The organism is Corynebacterium testudinoris, assembly GCF_001021045.1.
Lineage (GTDB): Bacteria > Actinomycetota > Actinomycetes > Mycobacteriales > Mycobacteriaceae > Corynebacterium > Corynebacterium testudinoris.
In genome coordinates this window covers 2,454,454-2,472,146 of sequence record NZ_CP011545.1, presented here as the reverse complement: position 1 = coordinate 2,472,146, position 17,693 = coordinate 2,454,454, and the positions used below count along the sequence as shown (strand labels likewise).

The window sequence follows — 17,693 nt, the reverse complement described above, 5'->3', positions numbered from 1 at the left end:
TCAACAACCTGAGACGAGGCGATGCGGGGTCGCATTTAGTGATGAAAAACATATCCAATAGGGAAAGTGATAGAACTCATACGAACCTTCTTGTACGGTTGGGGCTACCTAAAGGACTGCCAACGATCGAGGAGAATTCCCACATGACTGAACAGACCTTCCGCGCCGCCGTCGTCGATGACTTCGGCCCCGAACTCGCCTTCCACGACCTGGAAATGCCCAAGCCGGGACGCCACCAGGCGCTCGTGAAACTCCACGCCTCCGGCATCTGTCACACCGACCTCCACGCCGCCGAGGGCGACTGGCCCGTGAAGCCGGAGCCGCCCTTCGTGCCCGGGCATGAAGGCGTCGGCGAGGTCGTCGAACTCGGTGAGGGTGAGCACCCCGTCAAGGTCGGCGACATGGTCGGCAACGTCTGGCTCTGGTCCGCCTGCGGCCACTGTGAGTTCTGCCGCACCGGCTGGGAAACCCTCTGCAACGAGGCGGAATACGGCGGCTACACAGTCAACGGCTCCTTCGGTACCTACATGCTCGTGGACACCCGCTACTGCGCAATCATCCCCGAGGGCTCTGACCCGGTGGAGGTTGCTCCGATCCTCTGTGCTGGCGTCACCGTGTACAAGGGCCTGAAGATGACGGAGACCAAGCCCGGCCAGTTCGTCGTTATTTCCGGCGTGGGTGGTCTGGGACACATCGCCGTCCAGTACGCCGTGGCCATGGGTATGCGCGTCATTGCTGTCGATATCGCCGACGATAAGCTCGAACTGGCCAAGCGTCATGGCGCGGAGTTCACCGTCAACGTCAAGCACGCCGACCCGGCCGACGCCGTCCAGGAATACACCGACGGCGGCGCCCAGGGCGTCCTCGTCACTGCGGTTCACCCGCAGGCGTTCGGCCAGGCCATCGGAATGGCCCGCAAGGGTGGCACCATCGTCTTCAACGGTCTGCCCCCGGGGGATTTCCCCGCCCCCATCTTCGAGATCGTGTTCAAGGCCCTTACGATCCGTGGCTCCCTCGTTGGAACCCGCCAGGATCTGGCCGAAGCCCTGGACTTCTACGCCCGCGGCTACATCAAGCCCACCGTCCACGAGTGCAAGCTGGAAGACGTCAACAGCGTTTTCGAGGACCTGCGCCACGGCAAGGTCGACGGACGCATGTCCATTCGCTACTAGCCGTTTTCCCGTCTCCACCACCCGGACCCCGCCGAGATCCTGCGCACCACGCCAGGGTCGGCGGGGTTTCGCCCGCTAAGGTAAAGCCGAGGATTCATAAATTATCGGAAGGAAGACCGTGGAATATACCCCCTATAGCCTGCTAGTTGACGTGGGCTGGATCTCCCTACTGATGATTGTGGGCAACGTTTTACGCCGAAAGATTGGCCTGTTCCAACGCTTGCTCATGCCCGCCTCCATTACCGCCGGACTCCTCGGGCTGGTCCTCGGTCCGCAGGTGCTGGGCTGGATTGGCTTTTCCTCGCAGATCGGCACCTATACCTCCATCCTCATCGCGTTTGTCTTCGCGTCGATGGCCTATTCCATGGACCTGACCGGCTCCGTGCGCAGCGGCGCGAAGAACATGTGGTCCTTCTCCACGGGCATGTTCATGGGTCAGTGGGGTCTGTTTATTCTCCTGGGCGTTTACCTTTTCCAACCTGTCTTTGACACCGCGGACTGGTTCGGCATGATGCTGCCCGTCGGTTTCGTCGGCGGATTTGGTACGGCCGCGGCGGTCGGTTCCTCGCTGGAGGAGGCCGGGGCGGTGGCGGCTAGCTCGCTGGGCTTCATGTCGGCCACGGTGGGTACGCTCTCTGCGATTGTTGGCGGCCTCATCTTTGCTAACTGGGGTATCCGCACCGGGCGCGCGTCGACGATGCCGAAGAAGCTGCCCTGGGACCTGCGTTCTGGATATATCGATGATGTCAAGGCTCGGCCGTCGATTGGCAAGGCTACGACGAACCCGTCCGCCATCGAGCCGTTGGCCCTGCACTTGGGCTTTATCCTGCTGACCGTTCTCATTGCTTACTTGGTCAATGGTGGTATTACCAGCGTTTTCCCGAACGTCTCCATTCCGTTGTTCGCCATGTCTTTTGTCATCGGCCTCATGGGCCGCGCCTTCCTGGGTGCGGTGGGCAAGAAGGACTACTTGGATAAGGAAACGGTCAGCTCCATGTCGGGCGCGGCCACCGATTACCTCATCGCCTTCGGTGTCGCCTCCATTGTTCCCGCCGCGATCGCTGATTATTGGGTTCCGCTCCTCATTCTCTTCCTCCTGGGCATCGCCTACTGTGCCTTCCTCTTCTTCGTGCTGTCGCCGGAGTTCTTTGGGGAGCATTGGCTGGAGCGCGGCATTTTCTCTTGGGGATGGGCCACCGCGGCCGTCGCTACGGGTATTGCCTTGCTCAAGATCGTTGATCCGAAGCTGAAGTCCGGCACCCTCAACGAGTACGGTGTGGCCTACGTCGGGTTCGCTCCCTTTGAAATCGGCATGACCATTCTTGCGCCGATCGCGGTGTTGGCGGGCCTGACTGCCGGGTTTGGCTGGGCATCGTTGCTGGTTGCGCTCGTGGTGTTGCTCGTTCCGATCATCCGTAAGCAAACGCCGGGCAGGCAACGGAAGGCCGAGGCGAAGGCTGCTGCTGGGGCGGACTGACCCGGTCTCCTGCCGTGGGGCATGGCGGGATCGGGGCTGCGGACCTAAAATTGAGCGTGCTTGACTCAAAAAAAGTTGTACTTGAGTGGAACAGACTCAACTCTTGAAGCGTTACTCATAGTAGAAACTGACTAATAGAGAAAGGAAACGCAGCATATGAGCTCGTTTAACCCCACAACTAAGACGCAAGAGGCCCTGCAGACCGCTCTGCAAGAGGCCTCCGCTAACGGCAACCCGGATATCCGTCCGGCCCACCTGCTGTCCGCGATTCTGGACCAGCCGGATGGCATTGCCGCCCCCGTGCTCAAAGCCACGGGCGTAGACCCAGAGACGATTGCCCGGGAGGCACGTGCTCTGGTTGATTCGTATCCCAAGGCCCAGGGAAGCAACCTGGCCAACCCGAACTTCAACCGGGACGCTCTCAATGTCCTCACCGCCGCTCAGGAACTGGCCGGCGAACTCGGCGACGAGTACGTTTCCACTGAGGTGCTCCTCGCGGCCATTGCTCGCGGCGATTCTGATGCTGCCAAGCTGCTGACCAACCGCGGCGCTACTTATGAGGCCATCAAGGAGGCCATCGCCACCGTGCGTGGTGGTTCTAAGGTGACCAGCCAGGACCCGGAGGGACAGTTCCAGGCGCTGGAGAAGTACTCCACTGACCTCACTGCTCGTGCGCGCGAGGGGAAGATCGACCCGGTCATCGGCCGTGACTCGGAGATTCGCCGTGTGGTGCAGGTGTTGAGCCGTCGTACCAAGAACAACCCGGTCCTCATCGGTGAGCCCGGCGTGGGCAAGACCGCCATCGTGGAGGGACTTGCCCGCCGCATTGTCACCGGTGACGTGCCGGAGTCGCTCAAGGGCAAGACGCTCATCTCCCTTGACCTGGGGTCCCTGGTCGCTGGTGCGAAGTACCGCGGTGAGTTCGAGGAGCGCCTCAAAGCCGTCCTGGATGAGATTAAGAATTCCAACGGGCAGATCGTCACGTTCATCGATGAGTTGCACACCATCGTCGGTGCTGGTGCCAGCGGGGAATCCGCCATGGATGCCGGAAACATGATTAAGCCGATGTTGGCTCGCGGCGAGCTCCGCCTCGTTGGCGCCACGACTCTTGATGAGTACCGCAAGTACATCGAGAAGGATGCCGCCCTGGAGCGTCGTTTCCAGCAGGTCTTTGTTGGCGAGCCGTCGGTGGAGGACACCATTGGCATCCTCCGTGGTCTCAAGGAGCGCTACGAGGTTCACCACGGCGTCCGCATTCAGGATTCCGCCCTGGTTGCCGCAGCTTCCCTCTCGGATCGCTACATCACCAACCGCTTCCTGCCGGACAAGGCCATTGACCTGGTCGATGAGGCTGCCTCGCGCCTGCGCATGGAGATTGATTCCTCGCCGCAGGAAATCGACGAGCTTGAGCGCGTTGTTCGCCGCCTCGAGATCGAGGAAGTGGCCTTGGGCAAGGAGTCCGATGATGCGTCCAAGGATCGCCTGGAAAAGCTCCGTCAAGAGCTTGCCGACGAACGCGAGACTCTCGGCGAGCTCAAAGCTCGCTGGATGAATGAAAAAGGTTCCATCGACAAGGTTCGCGGTGCCAAGGAGGAACTGGAAAAGTTGCGCCAGGAGTCCGAGATCGCCGAGCGTGATGGTGACTACGGCACCGTCGCGGAGCTGCGCTACGGGCGTATCCCCGAGTTGGAGAAGGAAGTAGCTGAGGCCGAGGCCAACGTCGCCGACGGTTCCAACAACGCCATGCTCTCAGAGGAGGTCACGCCCGACACCATCGCCGAGGTTGTGTCCGCCTGGACGGGTATCCCCGCCGGCAAGATGCTCCAGGGTGAGACCGAGAAGCTCCTCGCTATGGAGATGGTCCTGGGCAACCGCGTTGTCGGTCAGCAGGAGGCAGTGGAGGCTGTTTCCGATGCGGTCCGTCGCGCCCGCGCCGGTGTCGCCGATCCGAATCGTCCGACCGGTTCCTTCCTCTTCCTCGGCCCGACGGGTGTGGGTAAGACGGAGCTGGCTAAGGCGCTCGCGGAGTTCCTTTTCGACGACGAGCGGGCCATGGTCCGCATCGACATGTCCGAGTACGGCGAGAAGCACGCCGTCGCCCGCCTCGTCGGTGCGCCTCCCGGATACGTCGGTTACGATGCCGGCGGACAGCTCACCGAGGCCGTCCGACGCCGCCCCTACACCGTCGTGCTTTTCGACGAAGTGGAGAAAGCGCACCCTGACGTCTTCGACATCTTGCTGCAGGTGCTCGACGAGGGCCGTCTCACCGACGGCCAAGGCCGCACGGTGGACTTCCGCAACACGATCCTCATCCTCACCTCCAACCTGGGCGCAGGTGGAACCCGTGAGCAGATGATGGAAGCCGTGAAGCGTGCCTTCAAGCCGGAGTTCATCAACCGCCTCGACGATGTTGTCATCTTCGAGTCCCTGTCCCAAGAGCAGCTGACCCACATCGTGGACATCCAGATCCGTCAGCTGGCCGCTCGTCTGGCCAGCCGCCGCCTGACCCTCGATGTGTCCGACGCTGCCAAGCACTGGCTCGGCGACCGCGGTTACGACCCGGCCTACGGTGCTCGTCCATTGCGCCGCCTCATCCAGCAGGCAATTGGTGACAAGCTGGCCAAGGAACTGCTGGCCGGAGACATCCGCGACGGCGACACCGTCCACGTGGATGTGGCCGACGGTGGACAACACCTCGACATCTCCAGCCGTTAGTTAAGCTCAAGCTCCCCGCCGCTGCCCTTCATCGGGCGGAGGTGGGGAGCATACTTTTTGCAGTGGTGATCGGCGATACCTTGATCATCCAGGTAATCGGCAAGTTCGAGGTAGCCTAAGAGAGTTTTACGACATAGCTGGCATGCGCGTCCTCGTAAGTGAGAGTGACATCAATGCGAATCACGTCAGGTGAGGGGGAGATTTCGACTTCGAGATCAATTGCTGGCTCGCCTTCCTCCACCAATTGGCTCCCGGCGAGATCTCGGCGTCGAGTTCGCCGACGGTGATCATGGATCGGTCGAGTTTTCGATCGATGACGTGGACCAGCGGCTATTGGCATTTCTGTTTGTCCAGGTGATGTGCTTTTGTGGCGGAGTGGATGCTGCCCATCGGTCAAACTCTGTATCCGGCACGTGATGGGCTAGATGCTCGGGGCTGGTGAAAACGACAGTCTGTTGATTCCATGATGATCTCACGCACATTCATCCCCGGTGGCGCCCCCTCAACGCAGTGTGGATACGAGACTACCCGGATTGGCGCAAGGGGCAACCGGTGCAGCGGTTACTCGCTGGTGGCTTCATTCTTGGCCAGATCCTGGCTGGTGGAGGCGTAGTAGTCACTGAGTTGTCGGTAGGGGCGGGAGGCGAAGGCCAGGAGCACGACGACGAGCATGATTGCGCCGGAGATGACGAACATGAGGGCCATTCCGCGGGTGCTGCCTTCGCCGAGGAGCCAGCCAAAGACGTTTGCGCCTGGGCCGGCCATCCAGGGGATGACGTAGGCCTGCGCGATGATGGCGACGACGATCGTCGATAAGGGGTTGGCGGCCATCTCGACGGCCATGGCCAGTCCGAAGACTCGGCCTTGTTGGCGGAAGGGGACGACGCGCTGGAGGATGGTTTGTTCGGCGGCTTCGGCGGCGGGGATGGTGAGCATGAAGATGAAGATGCCGCCGGCGTAGAGCCACCACCATTCGCGCAGGCCGAAGATCATTCCCAGGAGGGCGACGCCGACGTTGACCAGGAGGAGGGTACGGACTGGGTTCTTGCCTAGGCCGACTCGGGAGACGATGGCTCCGCCGATGATGAAGCCGAGGCTGGTGATGCCGAGGACGAGGCCCCACATTTGTGGGCTGAACATTTCCAGGCCGTAGGGGTCCATGAGTGCGGTGTAGACGCCGCCGACGAGGTTGTTGAAGCTGGAGAATAGGATCAGGGCGAGGAGTCCGGGGACGGCGAGGATGATGCGCCAGGATCCGCGGAGGTCAATACCGGCGCTGACCGTAGTCTCGCTCGGGGTCTCGGAGGTTGCCGAGGTTGAGGTGATGATGGCGTGCTCGGGGATTTTCACGGGGATGAGGTGGATGAGCGCGACCACGGTGAGGGCGAGGGCGATCCACATGGTGGTTTCCATGCCGAGGAATCCGATGGAGACGCCGGAGAGAATGGAGGTGGCGAAGAACGCGGCTCCCTGGACGGCGCCGACGAGGCCGTTGGCTTTGTCGCGTTCGTCTTCCGGGACCATGAGGGTGACGGTGGTGGAGAGGGCGATGTTGCGCATGTGCTCGACGACGGCCCCGAGGAGAACGAAGGCGGCGAAGAGGAGGAGGGCGGGATCGCGGGCGTCGACCTGGCCTGGGGTGACGCCGACTACCCACACCAACGCGGCTGCGGCGAAGCAGACGAGGGTGGATACGGCGGCGAACATCATGACGCTCTTTTTGCGATTGTGGTCAACGATGGAGCCGAAGAAGATGGAACCGATCGCGATGAGTCCCATGTAGAGCCCGTTGAGCACGCCCGCGAGGCCGACGTTGCCGGTCTCGAGGTACACCCAAAACGTCAGTGCGAACCAGAGGTAGCTGGTGGTGACGTTGGCGATCAGGGTGTTTACCAGGACATGATGGAAGTTACTCACTTCAGGGAGGATACGGGAAGATGTGCTAAAGCATCACCCGGGGAGATCCTGCCCGCGTTGACTACTCGGCGGTTGAGCTAGCTCACACATACACTGATCTTCATGAGCATCATCGTCTCCACGACCGAACTGAACGACAACATCTATCACGGCCGCAAGCAGACTGTGCTCGCCGTCCTCTGGGGGCCGGACGAGGGGGAGGGCTACCGCCTGTACCGGAAGGGGCATCTGCCCACCGCGTTGTACTGTGACCCGACTGCCGCGCTGGCTGGCCTGCCCGGATCGGGGCACGGGCGCAATCCGCTGCCGGACCCGCATCAGCTGCAGGCGTGGTTTAACAAGTGGGGGTTGCAGGAGAACTCGCAGGTCGTTGTGTATGACGATGGCCGTGGTCCGCTGGCCGGGCGGGCGTGGTGGACCTTGCGGTGGGCCGGGATGACAAACGTGCAGATCCTCGATGGTGGTCTGGCGGCCTGGAATGAGCAGAGCTTCGATCTGGTGGGTGGTCCGGGCAATTTCGCGGCGAATGCTAATGCCACGGTCGCACCCCATTCGATGCCGGTGTCCACGTTGGAGGACGTGGTCAATCGGACGGGCATCTTGGTGGACAATCGTGACGCCCTGCGCTTTGCCGGCAAGCGGGAAGTCCTCGATCTCAAGGCGGGGCACATTCCGGGCGCGGTCAACGTTCCCGTCCGCGATCTGCTCAATGAGGACCGCACGTTCCGTACCCCGGAGGAGATCCGTGAGCGCTTCGCGCGCGCCGGGGTGAGCAGCGGTGAGAACGTCATCGTGTATTCGGGTTCGGGTAATCACTCGGCGTTGGCGCTGGCGGCTATGGAGTACGCCGGCATTGGCGGGGCGTCGCACTATGTGGGCGGGTGGTCGCAGTGGTCGGCGAATCCTCGGAACCCGGTGGAGCGCGGCTAATAGCGTCAGGGTCCATCACCCCAGCATGTCGCACGAATCCAGCGGTGATTGACGGCTAAGGTCAATGTCGATGGCCACTTTTGCTTTCCTCTTCGCTGCAGTCGCGCTTCTGGCGGCTGCCGCGCTGTGGTATCTGGATTCGCTGCAGCGCCGCGGCACTGAGCCGACCGACGAGCTTGCTGCGCCCGAGCAACCGCGCTCCACTCTTAATCTTCCGGGGTCGTTGCGCCGCGAGCGCAAGGCGTGGGCGGAGGAGCACGGCTTCGACTTCGCGCGCAGTGATGAGTACCTCAATGACGAGTGGTCCCGGGGGGTCGCGTCGGCGGGGGCAGTGGCGAAAGACATTGTCAGTGGGCACGCCTACGGGCACGAGCTGCTGCTCATGGACTTGGGTGGGGTCAATGTCATGGCGATGCGCCGCGGGTCCGCGTCGGATGTGGTGGTGGATATTCGGCGGGGCGAGGTGGTCAGCGATTCGGAGGATCTTTTCCAGGCCACGCAGGTGGGCGAGTTTCGGATTTTTGCCACGGATTCCGGGGTGGCTCAGCGGCTGGTGGATCAGCGTGTCACCACGGCGTTGGAGGTCATGCCGGACACCGTGACTGCGGTGTGGATGGAAGCTGATTGGGTGTTGGCGCAAACGGAACGCGGCACGCATGCCGCGCAGTGGGATGAGATGCTCGCTCCGCTCGCCTTGCTTGCCGACGCCGCGCATGCCCTCCCCCCACGCGCCACCGCCACGCAGGTGCTCAACCTCGATGGCTTGGATCCCACTCGGCAGATGCCCGCGGCGGGCGCGCCGGGCTTTACCCTTGTGGAGCAGTCGCGGTTGGTCACTGAGGCGGAGCCGGTCGTGCAACGACCGGAAGAACCGCTGACCTTGCCGACGCGGATGCAGCCGGTGGCCCGGGGCGTCGTCAAGCATAGTGACGTGGGGACGGACACGGTGAACCCGATTGGGGACGGCACGGCCCCGACGCAGCGGGGGGCGGGGATGCCGCGCGACCTGAGCAAGGGTTCCTCCATCTTCGGTGATGGCGCGAACTAGTCTTAGACGCATGAGCCGACTCGAAGTTAATCCGATCGCCTTGGCTGAGCTCGCGGAGCTGGTCAAAGAACTCGCCATTGTGCACGGAAAGGTGACGTTGTCCTCGGGCAAGGAAGCCGATTATTACGTGGATTTGCGGCGCGCGACCTTGCATTATCGTGCCTCGGCGCTCATTGGCCTGCTGCTGCGGGAGCTTACGGAAGACTGGGATTACGTGGCCGTCGGTGGGCTGACGCTGGGCGCGGACCCCGTGGCTACTGCCGTGATGCATGCTCCCGGCCGCGACATCAACGCCTTCGTTGTCCGTAAGGAGGCGAAGAAGCACGGCATGCAGCGGCGCGTCGAGGGGCCCGATGTGGTGGGGAAGAAGGTGCTCGTCGTGGAGGATACGACCACGACGGGCAATTCGCCGTTGACGGCTGTGGCGGCGCTGCGGGAGATCGGCGCTGAGGTCGTGGGCGTGGCTACCGTCGTGGATCGCGCGACGGGCGCGGGCGATGTCATCAAGGCTGAGGGACTGGAATACCGCTACCTGCTGGGCTTGGATGATCTTGGACTCGCCTAAGGGCCCCACCGAGTGGGGCGAGGGCCGCCACGGCGTCGGCCCGTGGGAGGGCGAACTGCCGGACAATCCGCTTTACGACGCCGCACTTCTTGCGGAAGGCGATACCCGCAACGTCGTCGACGCCTACCGGTACTGGACGCGCGAGGCGATCGTCGCGGACATTGATACCCGGCGGCATCCGCTGCACGTGGCGATCGAGAACTTTGAAAACGACGCCAACATTGGCACCGTCGTGCGCACCGCCAACGCCTTCGCCGTGGACACCGTGCACATCGTCGGGCGGCGACGCTGGAACCGCCGCGGCGCGATGGTCACCGACCGCTACCAACACCTCATGCACCACCCGGATGTGGCCTCACTACTGGAGTGGGCTGACACTGAGGGAGTGACCGTCGTGGCGATCGACAACACCCCGGGATCGGTGCCGCTCGAAACAGCCGAACTACCCCGAGAATGTCTGCTCCTTTTCGGCCAAGAAGGCCCCGGCATCACCCCGGAAGCCGCCGACGGAGCCCTCATGACCTGCTCCATTGCCCAATTCGGGTCGACGCGCTCCATCAACGCCGGCGTGGCCGCCGGCATCGCCATGCACAGCTGGATTCGGCAACACGCCGACCTCAACACAGCCTGGTGACGCGGCGCGCCACAAGTGAATAGCATGGGGTAACGAGTCAAGCTCAGGCCACGACAGGAGAGATGTGCAGGAACAATGGGCGCACCGCGCCGACCTAGCGGAATCCGCGATCAGTGAGAGGCACGCATCCCGACTCTGGGGCCTGCCCCGCACAAACCTCGCGGTGGTGAGCTGGCCTCCCACGACCAAGGAACGCCTGTTCATCCGCTGGCACTACTGGTGGCAGGCCCACTACCTCGACTGCCTGGTTGACGCCGCTCTCCGCCGCCCCACCCGCGCCCGCCGCACCGTCATCCGCGACACCATCACCGGCGTGCGGATCCGCAACCTGTCCAAGCTGACCAAAAACAACTTCTACGACGACAAGGCCTGGTTGGCCCTGGCGATGGACCGCGCCGGGCACATCAAGGACGTCTCTGCCACCCGCGCCCTGCCGCCGCTGGAGCACAACATCATCGCCGGCATTGATTCCCTCACGGGAGTCCTGCCCTGGCGGACGGGGGAGACCTTCTACAACGTCCCCTCCAACGGGCCCGCCGCGATCATGATGGCCCGCACCGGCCGCCTCGACCAGGCGCGCGAGATCACCGACTGGATGTTTGACAACCTCATCAACGACGACGGCCTCATGATGGACGGCCTGCGGATGCGGATGCACGGGCCGGAGATCGTCTCCAATATCTACCCCTACTGCCAAGGTGTCGCCCTCGGAGCGTGCCTGGAAATCGCGCTCAAGCTGCGCGAACGTGCCGGGTTTGAACACCACGAGGAAATCGGTGGCGTCCAGGACGCCGAGCGGGCCGACGAGGCGATGATCTACCTCACCCGCATCCGTGGCCTCGTCCAAGCCGTCGCCGTCCACATGGCGACCCCGGCCGGAGTTATCGACTGGCCCACCGGCGACGGCGACGGAGGCCTGTTCAAGGGCATCCTCGTCCGCTACCTCGCCGACATCGCGGTCCGCCTGCCCTCCGACAGCCCCGCCAACCGGGCAGTGAAAAAGATCGCCGCACGCCTCGTGCTGGCCTCCGCCGAATCGGTGTGGAACCGCCGCCTGGAAGTTGATGGCCTCCCCGTCTTCGCCACCGACTGGACTGCCGACGCCCGCCTGCCCCACAACTACGGCCTCTCGCCCGCCTCCCTCCCCGAGGCACTGGGCGTTATCCGTATCGACGAACGCGATCTCTCCGTCCAGCTCTCCGGCTGGATGCTGCTCGAGGCCGCCGCCCGCATCACCGGGGAGACGGAACCGAAGTAATTCTCTCGAGGTTTAGCCGTGAGTGGGCAGCGGCGAGCCGTCATGCAACGCCGTGAGATAGGCGTCGGCGGAGGGGGATAGACGGAGGTTTATCCCATCATCGGCCGGAACAATGGGGATCGTTTGGGCAGAACCAAGGTCGGAAGCGGCGATGGTGCGCGCGATACGCGTCACCTCTCGGGCCTCTGCCAGCCTCAGGCTCGTCTCCGTCATGTGCTTGACGGTCCCCGCGAGACGCAGGAACAGCGGGAACTCCCGAAACGGGTCCACCTCGCTCGTTCTTTCAATAACGGCTTCGAGCATGACGTGCTGCCGATCAAGTCTGCTGAGATCCGAACCATCGTCGACGTACTTGCGAGTCTGCGCGTACCGCAAGGCCTGAGTGCCATTGACATGATGGCAACCAGGGTCGGTGATGTCCGGAATGATCCCATAATCAACCTCCGACTGCGCCAGGCACAGCTCAATTCCTCCCAATTGATCAACGAGGGTGACCACTGAGTCCATGTTCATCACCACGTAGTCATCGATCGGGAGATTCGTCATGTCCTGGATGGCGCCGGATAAGCACTCGGCGCCAGCATCAACGCCGGCCATCCTCGACGAATGGGCAAAAATGCCGTTGAGCTTTTCCTCTCCGGCCATGCCAGTGCATTCAGGCATCGGAACGAGTAAGTCGCGGGGGAAGGACAACAAGTCCACCCGACCGCTGATAAGCCGGACTAGCAGGACTGAATCGGTGCGTTGGCCTTCGAGGTTGTGACCATCCCCATCGACGCCAAGCATAAGTAATGTCTTTTCATAGATTATCTCTTCACCATTTTCGGAAAACTGCCCAGAGCCGGAGCGGTGTGGCGTAGTTCCAATGAGGATCCACGCGCCGAAGCTGGCGAGAATAATGGCTATCACCATGAGGAATCCGCCGATACTCAGCGCAACCGTGCGGAGGGTGAAGCGGGAAAACATGGAAGGGACCTTCCTAGTAAATGTATCTACAATCGCAAGGATAACACGGGGATGGCGCGAGGAAACGTGAGAAAGTCACCTTGACGGAGGGTGATGATGGCCGGATCGTTGAGCTCGGTCCCGTAAAAGCCCGAAGGAGGCACGGATTGTGGCTGTTCGAGCTCGGGCATCTAGTTCCGGATCGAGCACATGCCTGGAGTGCCACTTAGGCACCCAAAGGTGACCTACCGCTCAGGCACGAACGGACAAAAAGGGGCATACTGGTAGGCGGAACACCGATCTCCGGGGACTCCCGGAAACGGTGATGTATTCGACAACCTGGAGGATCACCTTTATGCCTATCGCAACCCCTGAGGTCTACAACGAGATGCTTGATCGGGCTAAGGCAGGCGGCTACGCCTTCCCGGCCATCAACTGCACCTCCTCCGAAACGATCAACGCCGCACTCAAGGGCTTCGCTGATGCTGAGTCCGACGGCATCATCCAGTTCTCCACCGGCGGTGCCGAATTCGGTTCCGGTCTCAACGTCAAGAACAAGGTCGCCGGCGCGGTTGCCCTCGCAGCGTTCGCCCACGAGGCAGCAAAACACTACGGCATCAACGTCGCTCTGCACACCGACCACTGCCAGAAGGAAGTTCTGGACGAGTACGTCCGCCCGCTGATCGCCATCTCGCAGGAGCGCGTCGACCGGGGCGAGCTCCCCCTCTTCCAGTCCCACATGTGGGATGGCTCCGCTATCCCGATCGATGAGAACCTCGAGATCGCTCAGGAGCTGCTGGCCAAGGCTAAGGCCGCCAACATCATCCTCGAAGTTGAAATCGGTGTCGTCGGTGGCGAAGAGGACGGCGTGGAAGCCAAGGCAGGCGCCAACCTCTACACCTCCGCCGAGGACTTTGAGAAGACCATCGACGCCATCGGTACCGGCGACAAGGGCCGTTACCTCCTGGCCGCAACCTTCGGCAATGTCCACGGCGTGTACAAGCCGGGCAATGTGAAGCTGCGCCCCGAGGTCCTCCTTGAAGGCCAGCAGGTTGCTCGCAAGAAGCTCGGCGTTGGCGATGACGCGCTGCCGTTCGACTTCGTCTTCCACGGTGGCTCCGGCTCCGAGAAGGAAAAGATCGAAGAGGCCCTCGGATACGGTGTCATCAAGATGAACGTTGACACCGATACCCAGTACGCATTCACCCGTCCGATCGTGGGCCACATGTTTGACAACTACGACGGCGTGCTCAAGATCGACGGCGAAGTGGGCAACAAGAAGGCCTACGACCCGCGCTCCTACATGAAGAAGGCTGAGCAGGGCATGGCCGACCGCATCATCGAGGCCTGCCAGGATCTGCACTCGGTGGGTAAGACCATTAGTAAGTAGGAACGGTCCTAGCTGCTAGGAGTTTCGTGTGCCCGGCCATGCCTCTCTTGAGGTGATGGCCGGGCAATTCTTTTTCGGCCCAAGACAAGCGCTCACGGCGTTGCCACCTGCCATCTAACAGGTCCACCAGAATCACTGGGTAAGTTGTGACTCATGGCCAAAGTAAGAATCAGCACGCTGGAACGCCTGCGAGTCCTAGAGACCTCGTTGGAGTCTCGAGTTCTGCGCGTCCGCAAGCGTTCATTGAGCATCGTGCAGGCGGCGTTGGCGTCGGGTTTGGCGTTTTGGGTGGCCAGGGAGGTTTTCGGGCACCAGAATCCGTTCTTTGCGCCGATCACTGTTGTCATCATCTTGGGGATGGCCGGCGGCGAGAGGATCAAGAAGGCTATCGAGCTGTCGATTGGCTGCACCATCGGGGTGGGGCTGGGTGATCTTCTCGTCCATTTCGTCGGGCCTGGGGTGTGGCAGATCTCGATTATTGTCGCGCTGTCGTTGCTGCTAGCGGCGTTTCTTAGCGAGTCGCAGCTGCTGTCCAACCAGGTGGCCATCGGTGCCATCCTCATTAGTACGATCATGCCGCCGGGTACGTCCGGCGGTGGGCCTGATCGCATGGTGGATGCGTTCATCGGATCGATCATTGGGCTTGCGGCCGTGGCATTTTTGCCATCGTCGCCGTTGAATTCGGGGCGTCGGGAGATTTCCAAACTGTTGGCAATCGTGTCGTCTGTGCTTGACGACGTCGCGCAGGCCTTGGACGAAGGCGACTCCGAGCGGTTGGATCAGGCTACTGAGGCGATCCAGGACACACAGGACAGCATCAACAGCATGTTGGAGGCCGCCAAAGGCGGCCGTGAGGTTTCTAATCTGTCGCCGTTGATGTGGGGTAAACGGCGCCGGGTGCGATCGCTCGAGAGGATTCTTCCAGCGGTTGAACAGACGATGCGCAACGCTGGGGTGCTGGCCCGGAGAGCGCGTGTGCTGTGCAGTGACGGAGATTCGGTCAGCATCCGCCTGATCAACATTGTCGATGAACTGGCGGACATCACGGCGTCACTGTCTGATGTTTTCGATGATCGGACTGAAGCGACGGAGGCGATTGAGGTTCCCGGGTTGGTGCGGCGCCTGCAAATCCTGGCGGCAGGTGAGGACATGGGCGCCATCACCGTGAAGGGTGTGCTTTCTGAGTACGTCATTTTGGCACAGGCTCGATCCATTACTGTCGATTTGTTGGTCGTCTGTGGTTGGGCCCGAGAGTCGGCCCTTGCGGCACTGGCTCCCACGTCGGAGACTCCGGCGTACCCGCATGAGCGTTGGCCTGGGATCTACGAGGACTAGTCCGCCGGGCACTTCGCCTGGCGAGGTGAATTTAAAGTGGACTTTTAGTATTAACAGGTGGTTATACCGCGACCTGAATGTTAGTTACGAAAGCAACCAATTTCTGTGGGGGAGTTTGTTATGTCCAGGATCTTAGAGATTTAACCGCTGCAATTTAATTGTCCTCGAAAGTAAACTGTACAAGGTCGTGACCTCGTGGTTTTCCGACGGTCGCACCTCTTCGGCAGTTACCCCCATTAGGGTGTCTTGAATGGCTCCGTAGGTGCAGGTTTTCTGTGAGTTGATGCGTGTTTTTGTGTATATGTTGTGAGCTTTCTAAAAAGACGGTTCAATATACGTGTCCACGTATCTATACAGAGCAGGGAGCCTGCGAGGCTTATGTTTACTCGATCGAGAAGATCCTTAACCGCTGTTGTTGCAGCACTGGCAATTGGAATGTCGTCCACCTTGGCGCCGATCGCGCAGGCTCAAGAGGTGCGCCCGAACCTCCCCGGCAGTGACGGGGACAAGACCGTCGGTTGCAAGATCGATTGGAACGCGGAAGCGGTCTATGACCCACACTTCGCCGACCCATGGAGCACTAAGGGATTCACGGAGAACGTGAACTCGAAGGAGGGCTTCAACCGCTTCTTCCAGGTGCAGCACTTCAATGTGCCGCAGGCTCCGCCAAATGGTCTAACGATGTCTCGCATTGCGTTCGCCACAGACAAGACGATCAACAATGCAAAGCTGGTCGTGAACCTACAGGAAGTAGAGGGCAAGGCGTGGGCCCTGTCGGGCGTGGAGTACCGGCTCTTCGGGCCTAGTGAGGCTCCCTACCCGAACAACCACGTAGCTGTTTCCGAAAGCATCGCTGGCAACGTTGCCACTTATGATCTTGGAAATGTGCCAGCTGGCTCGAAGTTCACGCCCTCGCAGAGGATTCAGCTCTCGTTGGCCGAACTGACCGAGCTGACCAAGCCTGCTGCTGATGGCACCTGGAGCAATGCCTTTATGGTGAATGCTCGACTGACCGGTGATCTTGCACCGGGTTCCACCGAGGACTGCGCCTTCACTTTTGGCTACAACGATGCCGAGACCGGTCCTGGCGTTCCGGTTGATCCGACTAAGGTTGGGGAGTTCGACTTCCCGGATCAGACGAAGTTCACGACGGACAACAGCACTCTTCCCGACGGTTGGGACGCGGTTGTCGATCCAGACACCGGCAAGCTGACGGTAACTCCTCCTGCAGATGCTGCTCCGGGTACTTCCACCAACGTGACGGTTACCGCTACCCTCCCAGATGGCCGCACCGAAACGACCACCGTCAAGGTTACGGTCGTCGGCGAGTCTGTTGAGCGTGTCTTTGGCTACAACGATGCCGAGACCGGTCCTGGCGTTCCGGTTGATCCGACTAAGGTTGGGGAGTTCAACTTCCCGGATCAGACGAAGTTCACGACGGACAACAGCACTCTTCCCGACGGTTGGGACGCGGTTGTCGATCCAGACACCGGCAAGCTGACGGTAACTCCTCCTGCAGATGCTGCTCCGGGTACTTCCACCAACGTGACGGTTACCGCTACCCTCCCAGATGGCCGCACCGAAACGACCACCGTCAAGGTTACGGTCGTCGGTGAAGATGCTGACGTTGTCTTTGGTTACACCGACGCAGACACCAAGCCTGGTGTCCCGGTTGATCCGTCGAAGGTGCCTGGTTTTGATCTGCCTGAGGGCACGATCTACGACGTTGATGAGGATGATCTTCCCGCTGGTTGGACCGCTGATGTTGATCCCGATGGCACCCTGACGGTTACCCCGCCCGCCACCGCCAAGGATGGTGACTCTGCAAAGATCAAGGTCACCGCTACTCTGCCGGATGGCACTGTGAAGGAAACGTCTGTCACGGTCACCGTCAGGGATGATGATGGTGCGGTCGTTCCGGGTGCGGGTACGTGTGTTGCTGCTGGTTTGACTGTTGGTTTGCCGCTTTTGCTCCTGGTCCCGGTGGGTATGGCAGGTCAGCTTAATATTCCGGGCTTGGATCAGCTTAATGCTGATCTGCAGGCTCAGTTGCGTAACGCTAACTCTCAGCTGCAGCAGCAGTTCGGTATCTTTGATCCGGCTCAGGCTCAGTACATCAACCAGATCAACTCTGAGATCGCTCGCTTTACGGCGGATAACCGCACGATCATTAATGGTGCTGCGATGGTTGCTCTTGGTTTGTTGGCTGCGGCTTACCTTTACAACAGCTGTGTTGGTGAGGATGGGACGTCGTCGATGTCGTCGCTGTCCTCGGGTTCCTCCGAATAACAGCTAAGTAGCCAGATG

General features: G+C 61.2%; 13 protein-coding genes. 11 read left to right on the top strand and 2 right to left on the bottom strand.

Features of this window, described 5'->3' with window-relative positions; translation table 11 throughout:
- Positions 1-143 precede the first annotated feature (143 nt).
- The 3 genes from CTEST_RS11865 to clpB all read left to right on the top strand — a co-directional run bounded on the left by CTEST_RS11865 (position 144) and on the right by clpB (position 5,364).
- Positions 144-1,172, top strand: a complete 1,029-nt coding sequence (locus CTEST_RS11865; protein ID WP_047253911.1) for a zinc-dependent alcohol dehydrogenase — start codon at positions 144-146, stop codon at positions 1,170-1,172.
- 118 nt (positions 1,173-1,290) lie between these two features.
- On the top strand, positions 1,291-2,649 hold the full coding sequence (locus tag CTEST_RS11860; RefSeq protein WP_047253910.1) for a sodium/glutamate symporter: 1,359 nt from the start codon (positions 1,291-1,293) through the stop codon (positions 2,647-2,649).
- 156 nt (positions 2,650-2,805) lie between these two features.
- A complete protein-coding gene (gene clpB / locus CTEST_RS11855) occupies positions 2,806-5,364 on the top strand; it encodes an ATP-dependent chaperone ClpB (protein WP_047253909.1) in 2,559 nt (852 codons plus the stop codon).
- 561 nt (positions 5,365-5,925) lie between these two features.
- Here clpB and CTEST_RS11850 read toward each other — a convergent pair.
- Positions 5,926-7,281, bottom strand: a complete 1,356-nt coding sequence (locus CTEST_RS11850; RefSeq protein WP_047253908.1) for an MFS transporter — start codon at positions 7,279-7,281, stop codon at positions 5,926-5,928.
- Positions 7,282-7,383: 102 nt separating this feature from the next.
- On the opposite strand from CTEST_RS11850, the gene CTEST_RS11845 reads away from it, so the two are divergent.
- The 5 genes from CTEST_RS11845 (at position 7,384) to CTEST_RS11825 (ending at position 11,716) form a co-directional block, all read left to right on the top strand.
- A complete protein-coding gene (locus CTEST_RS11845) occupies positions 7,384-8,211 on the top strand; it encodes a sulfurtransferase (RefSeq protein WP_047253907.1) in 828 nt (275 codons plus the stop codon).
- Between the two features lie 70 nt (positions 8,212-8,281).
- Positions 8,282-9,259, top strand: coding sequence for a type III secretion system chaperone family protein (locus tag CTEST_RS11840; protein ID WP_236686094.1), 978 nt, complete (start codon positions 8,282-8,284; stop codon positions 9,257-9,259).
- 10 nt (positions 9,260-9,269) lie between these two features.
- On the top strand, positions 9,270-9,824 hold the full coding sequence (gene pyrE / locus CTEST_RS11835) for an orotate phosphoribosyltransferase (RefSeq protein WP_047253906.1): 555 nt from the start codon (positions 9,270-9,272) through the stop codon (positions 9,822-9,824).
- Complete coding sequence (locus tag CTEST_RS11830) at positions 9,805-10,458, top strand: TrmH family RNA methyltransferase (RefSeq protein WP_047253905.1); 654 nt, start codon at positions 9,805-9,807, stop codon at positions 10,456-10,458. The genes pyrE and CTEST_RS11830 overlap by 20 nt, the downstream gene beginning before the upstream one ends.
- Positions 10,459-10,522: 64 nt before the next feature.
- On the top strand, positions 10,523-11,716 hold the full coding sequence (locus CTEST_RS11825; RefSeq protein ID WP_047253904.1) for a glycoside hydrolase family 76 protein: 1,194 nt from the start codon (positions 10,523-10,525) through the stop codon (positions 11,714-11,716).
- Between the two features lie 12 nt (positions 11,717-11,728).
- Here CTEST_RS11825 and CTEST_RS11820 read toward each other — a convergent pair whose 3' ends face one another.
- Positions 11,729-12,682 carry an LCP family protein gene (locus CTEST_RS11820; protein ID WP_047253903.1) on the bottom strand — a complete coding sequence of 318 codons (954 nt, stop codon included), beginning with the start codon at positions 12,680-12,682 and terminating at the stop codon, positions 11,729-11,731.
- Positions 12,683-13,016: 334 nt separating this feature from the next.
- On the opposite strand from CTEST_RS11820, the gene fbaA reads away from it, so the two are divergent.
- The 3 genes from fbaA (at position 13,017) to CTEST_RS11805 (ending at position 17,675) form a co-directional block, all read left to right on the top strand.
- Positions 13,017-14,051, top strand: coding sequence for a class II fructose-bisphosphate aldolase (gene fbaA, locus CTEST_RS11815; protein WP_047253902.1), 1,035 nt, complete (start codon positions 13,017-13,019; stop codon positions 14,049-14,051).
- A 153-nt stretch (positions 14,052-14,204) separates the two neighbouring features.
- Entirely contained in the window at positions 14,205-15,386 is a 1,182-nt protein-coding gene (locus CTEST_RS11810; protein WP_047253901.1) for an FUSC family protein, read from the top strand.
- A 435-nt stretch (positions 15,387-15,821) separates the two neighbouring features.
- A complete protein-coding gene (locus CTEST_RS11805) occupies positions 15,822-17,675 on the top strand; it encodes a YPDG domain-containing protein (RefSeq protein WP_047253900.1) in 1,854 nt (617 codons plus the stop codon).
- Positions 17,676-17,693: the final 18 nt, after the last annotated feature.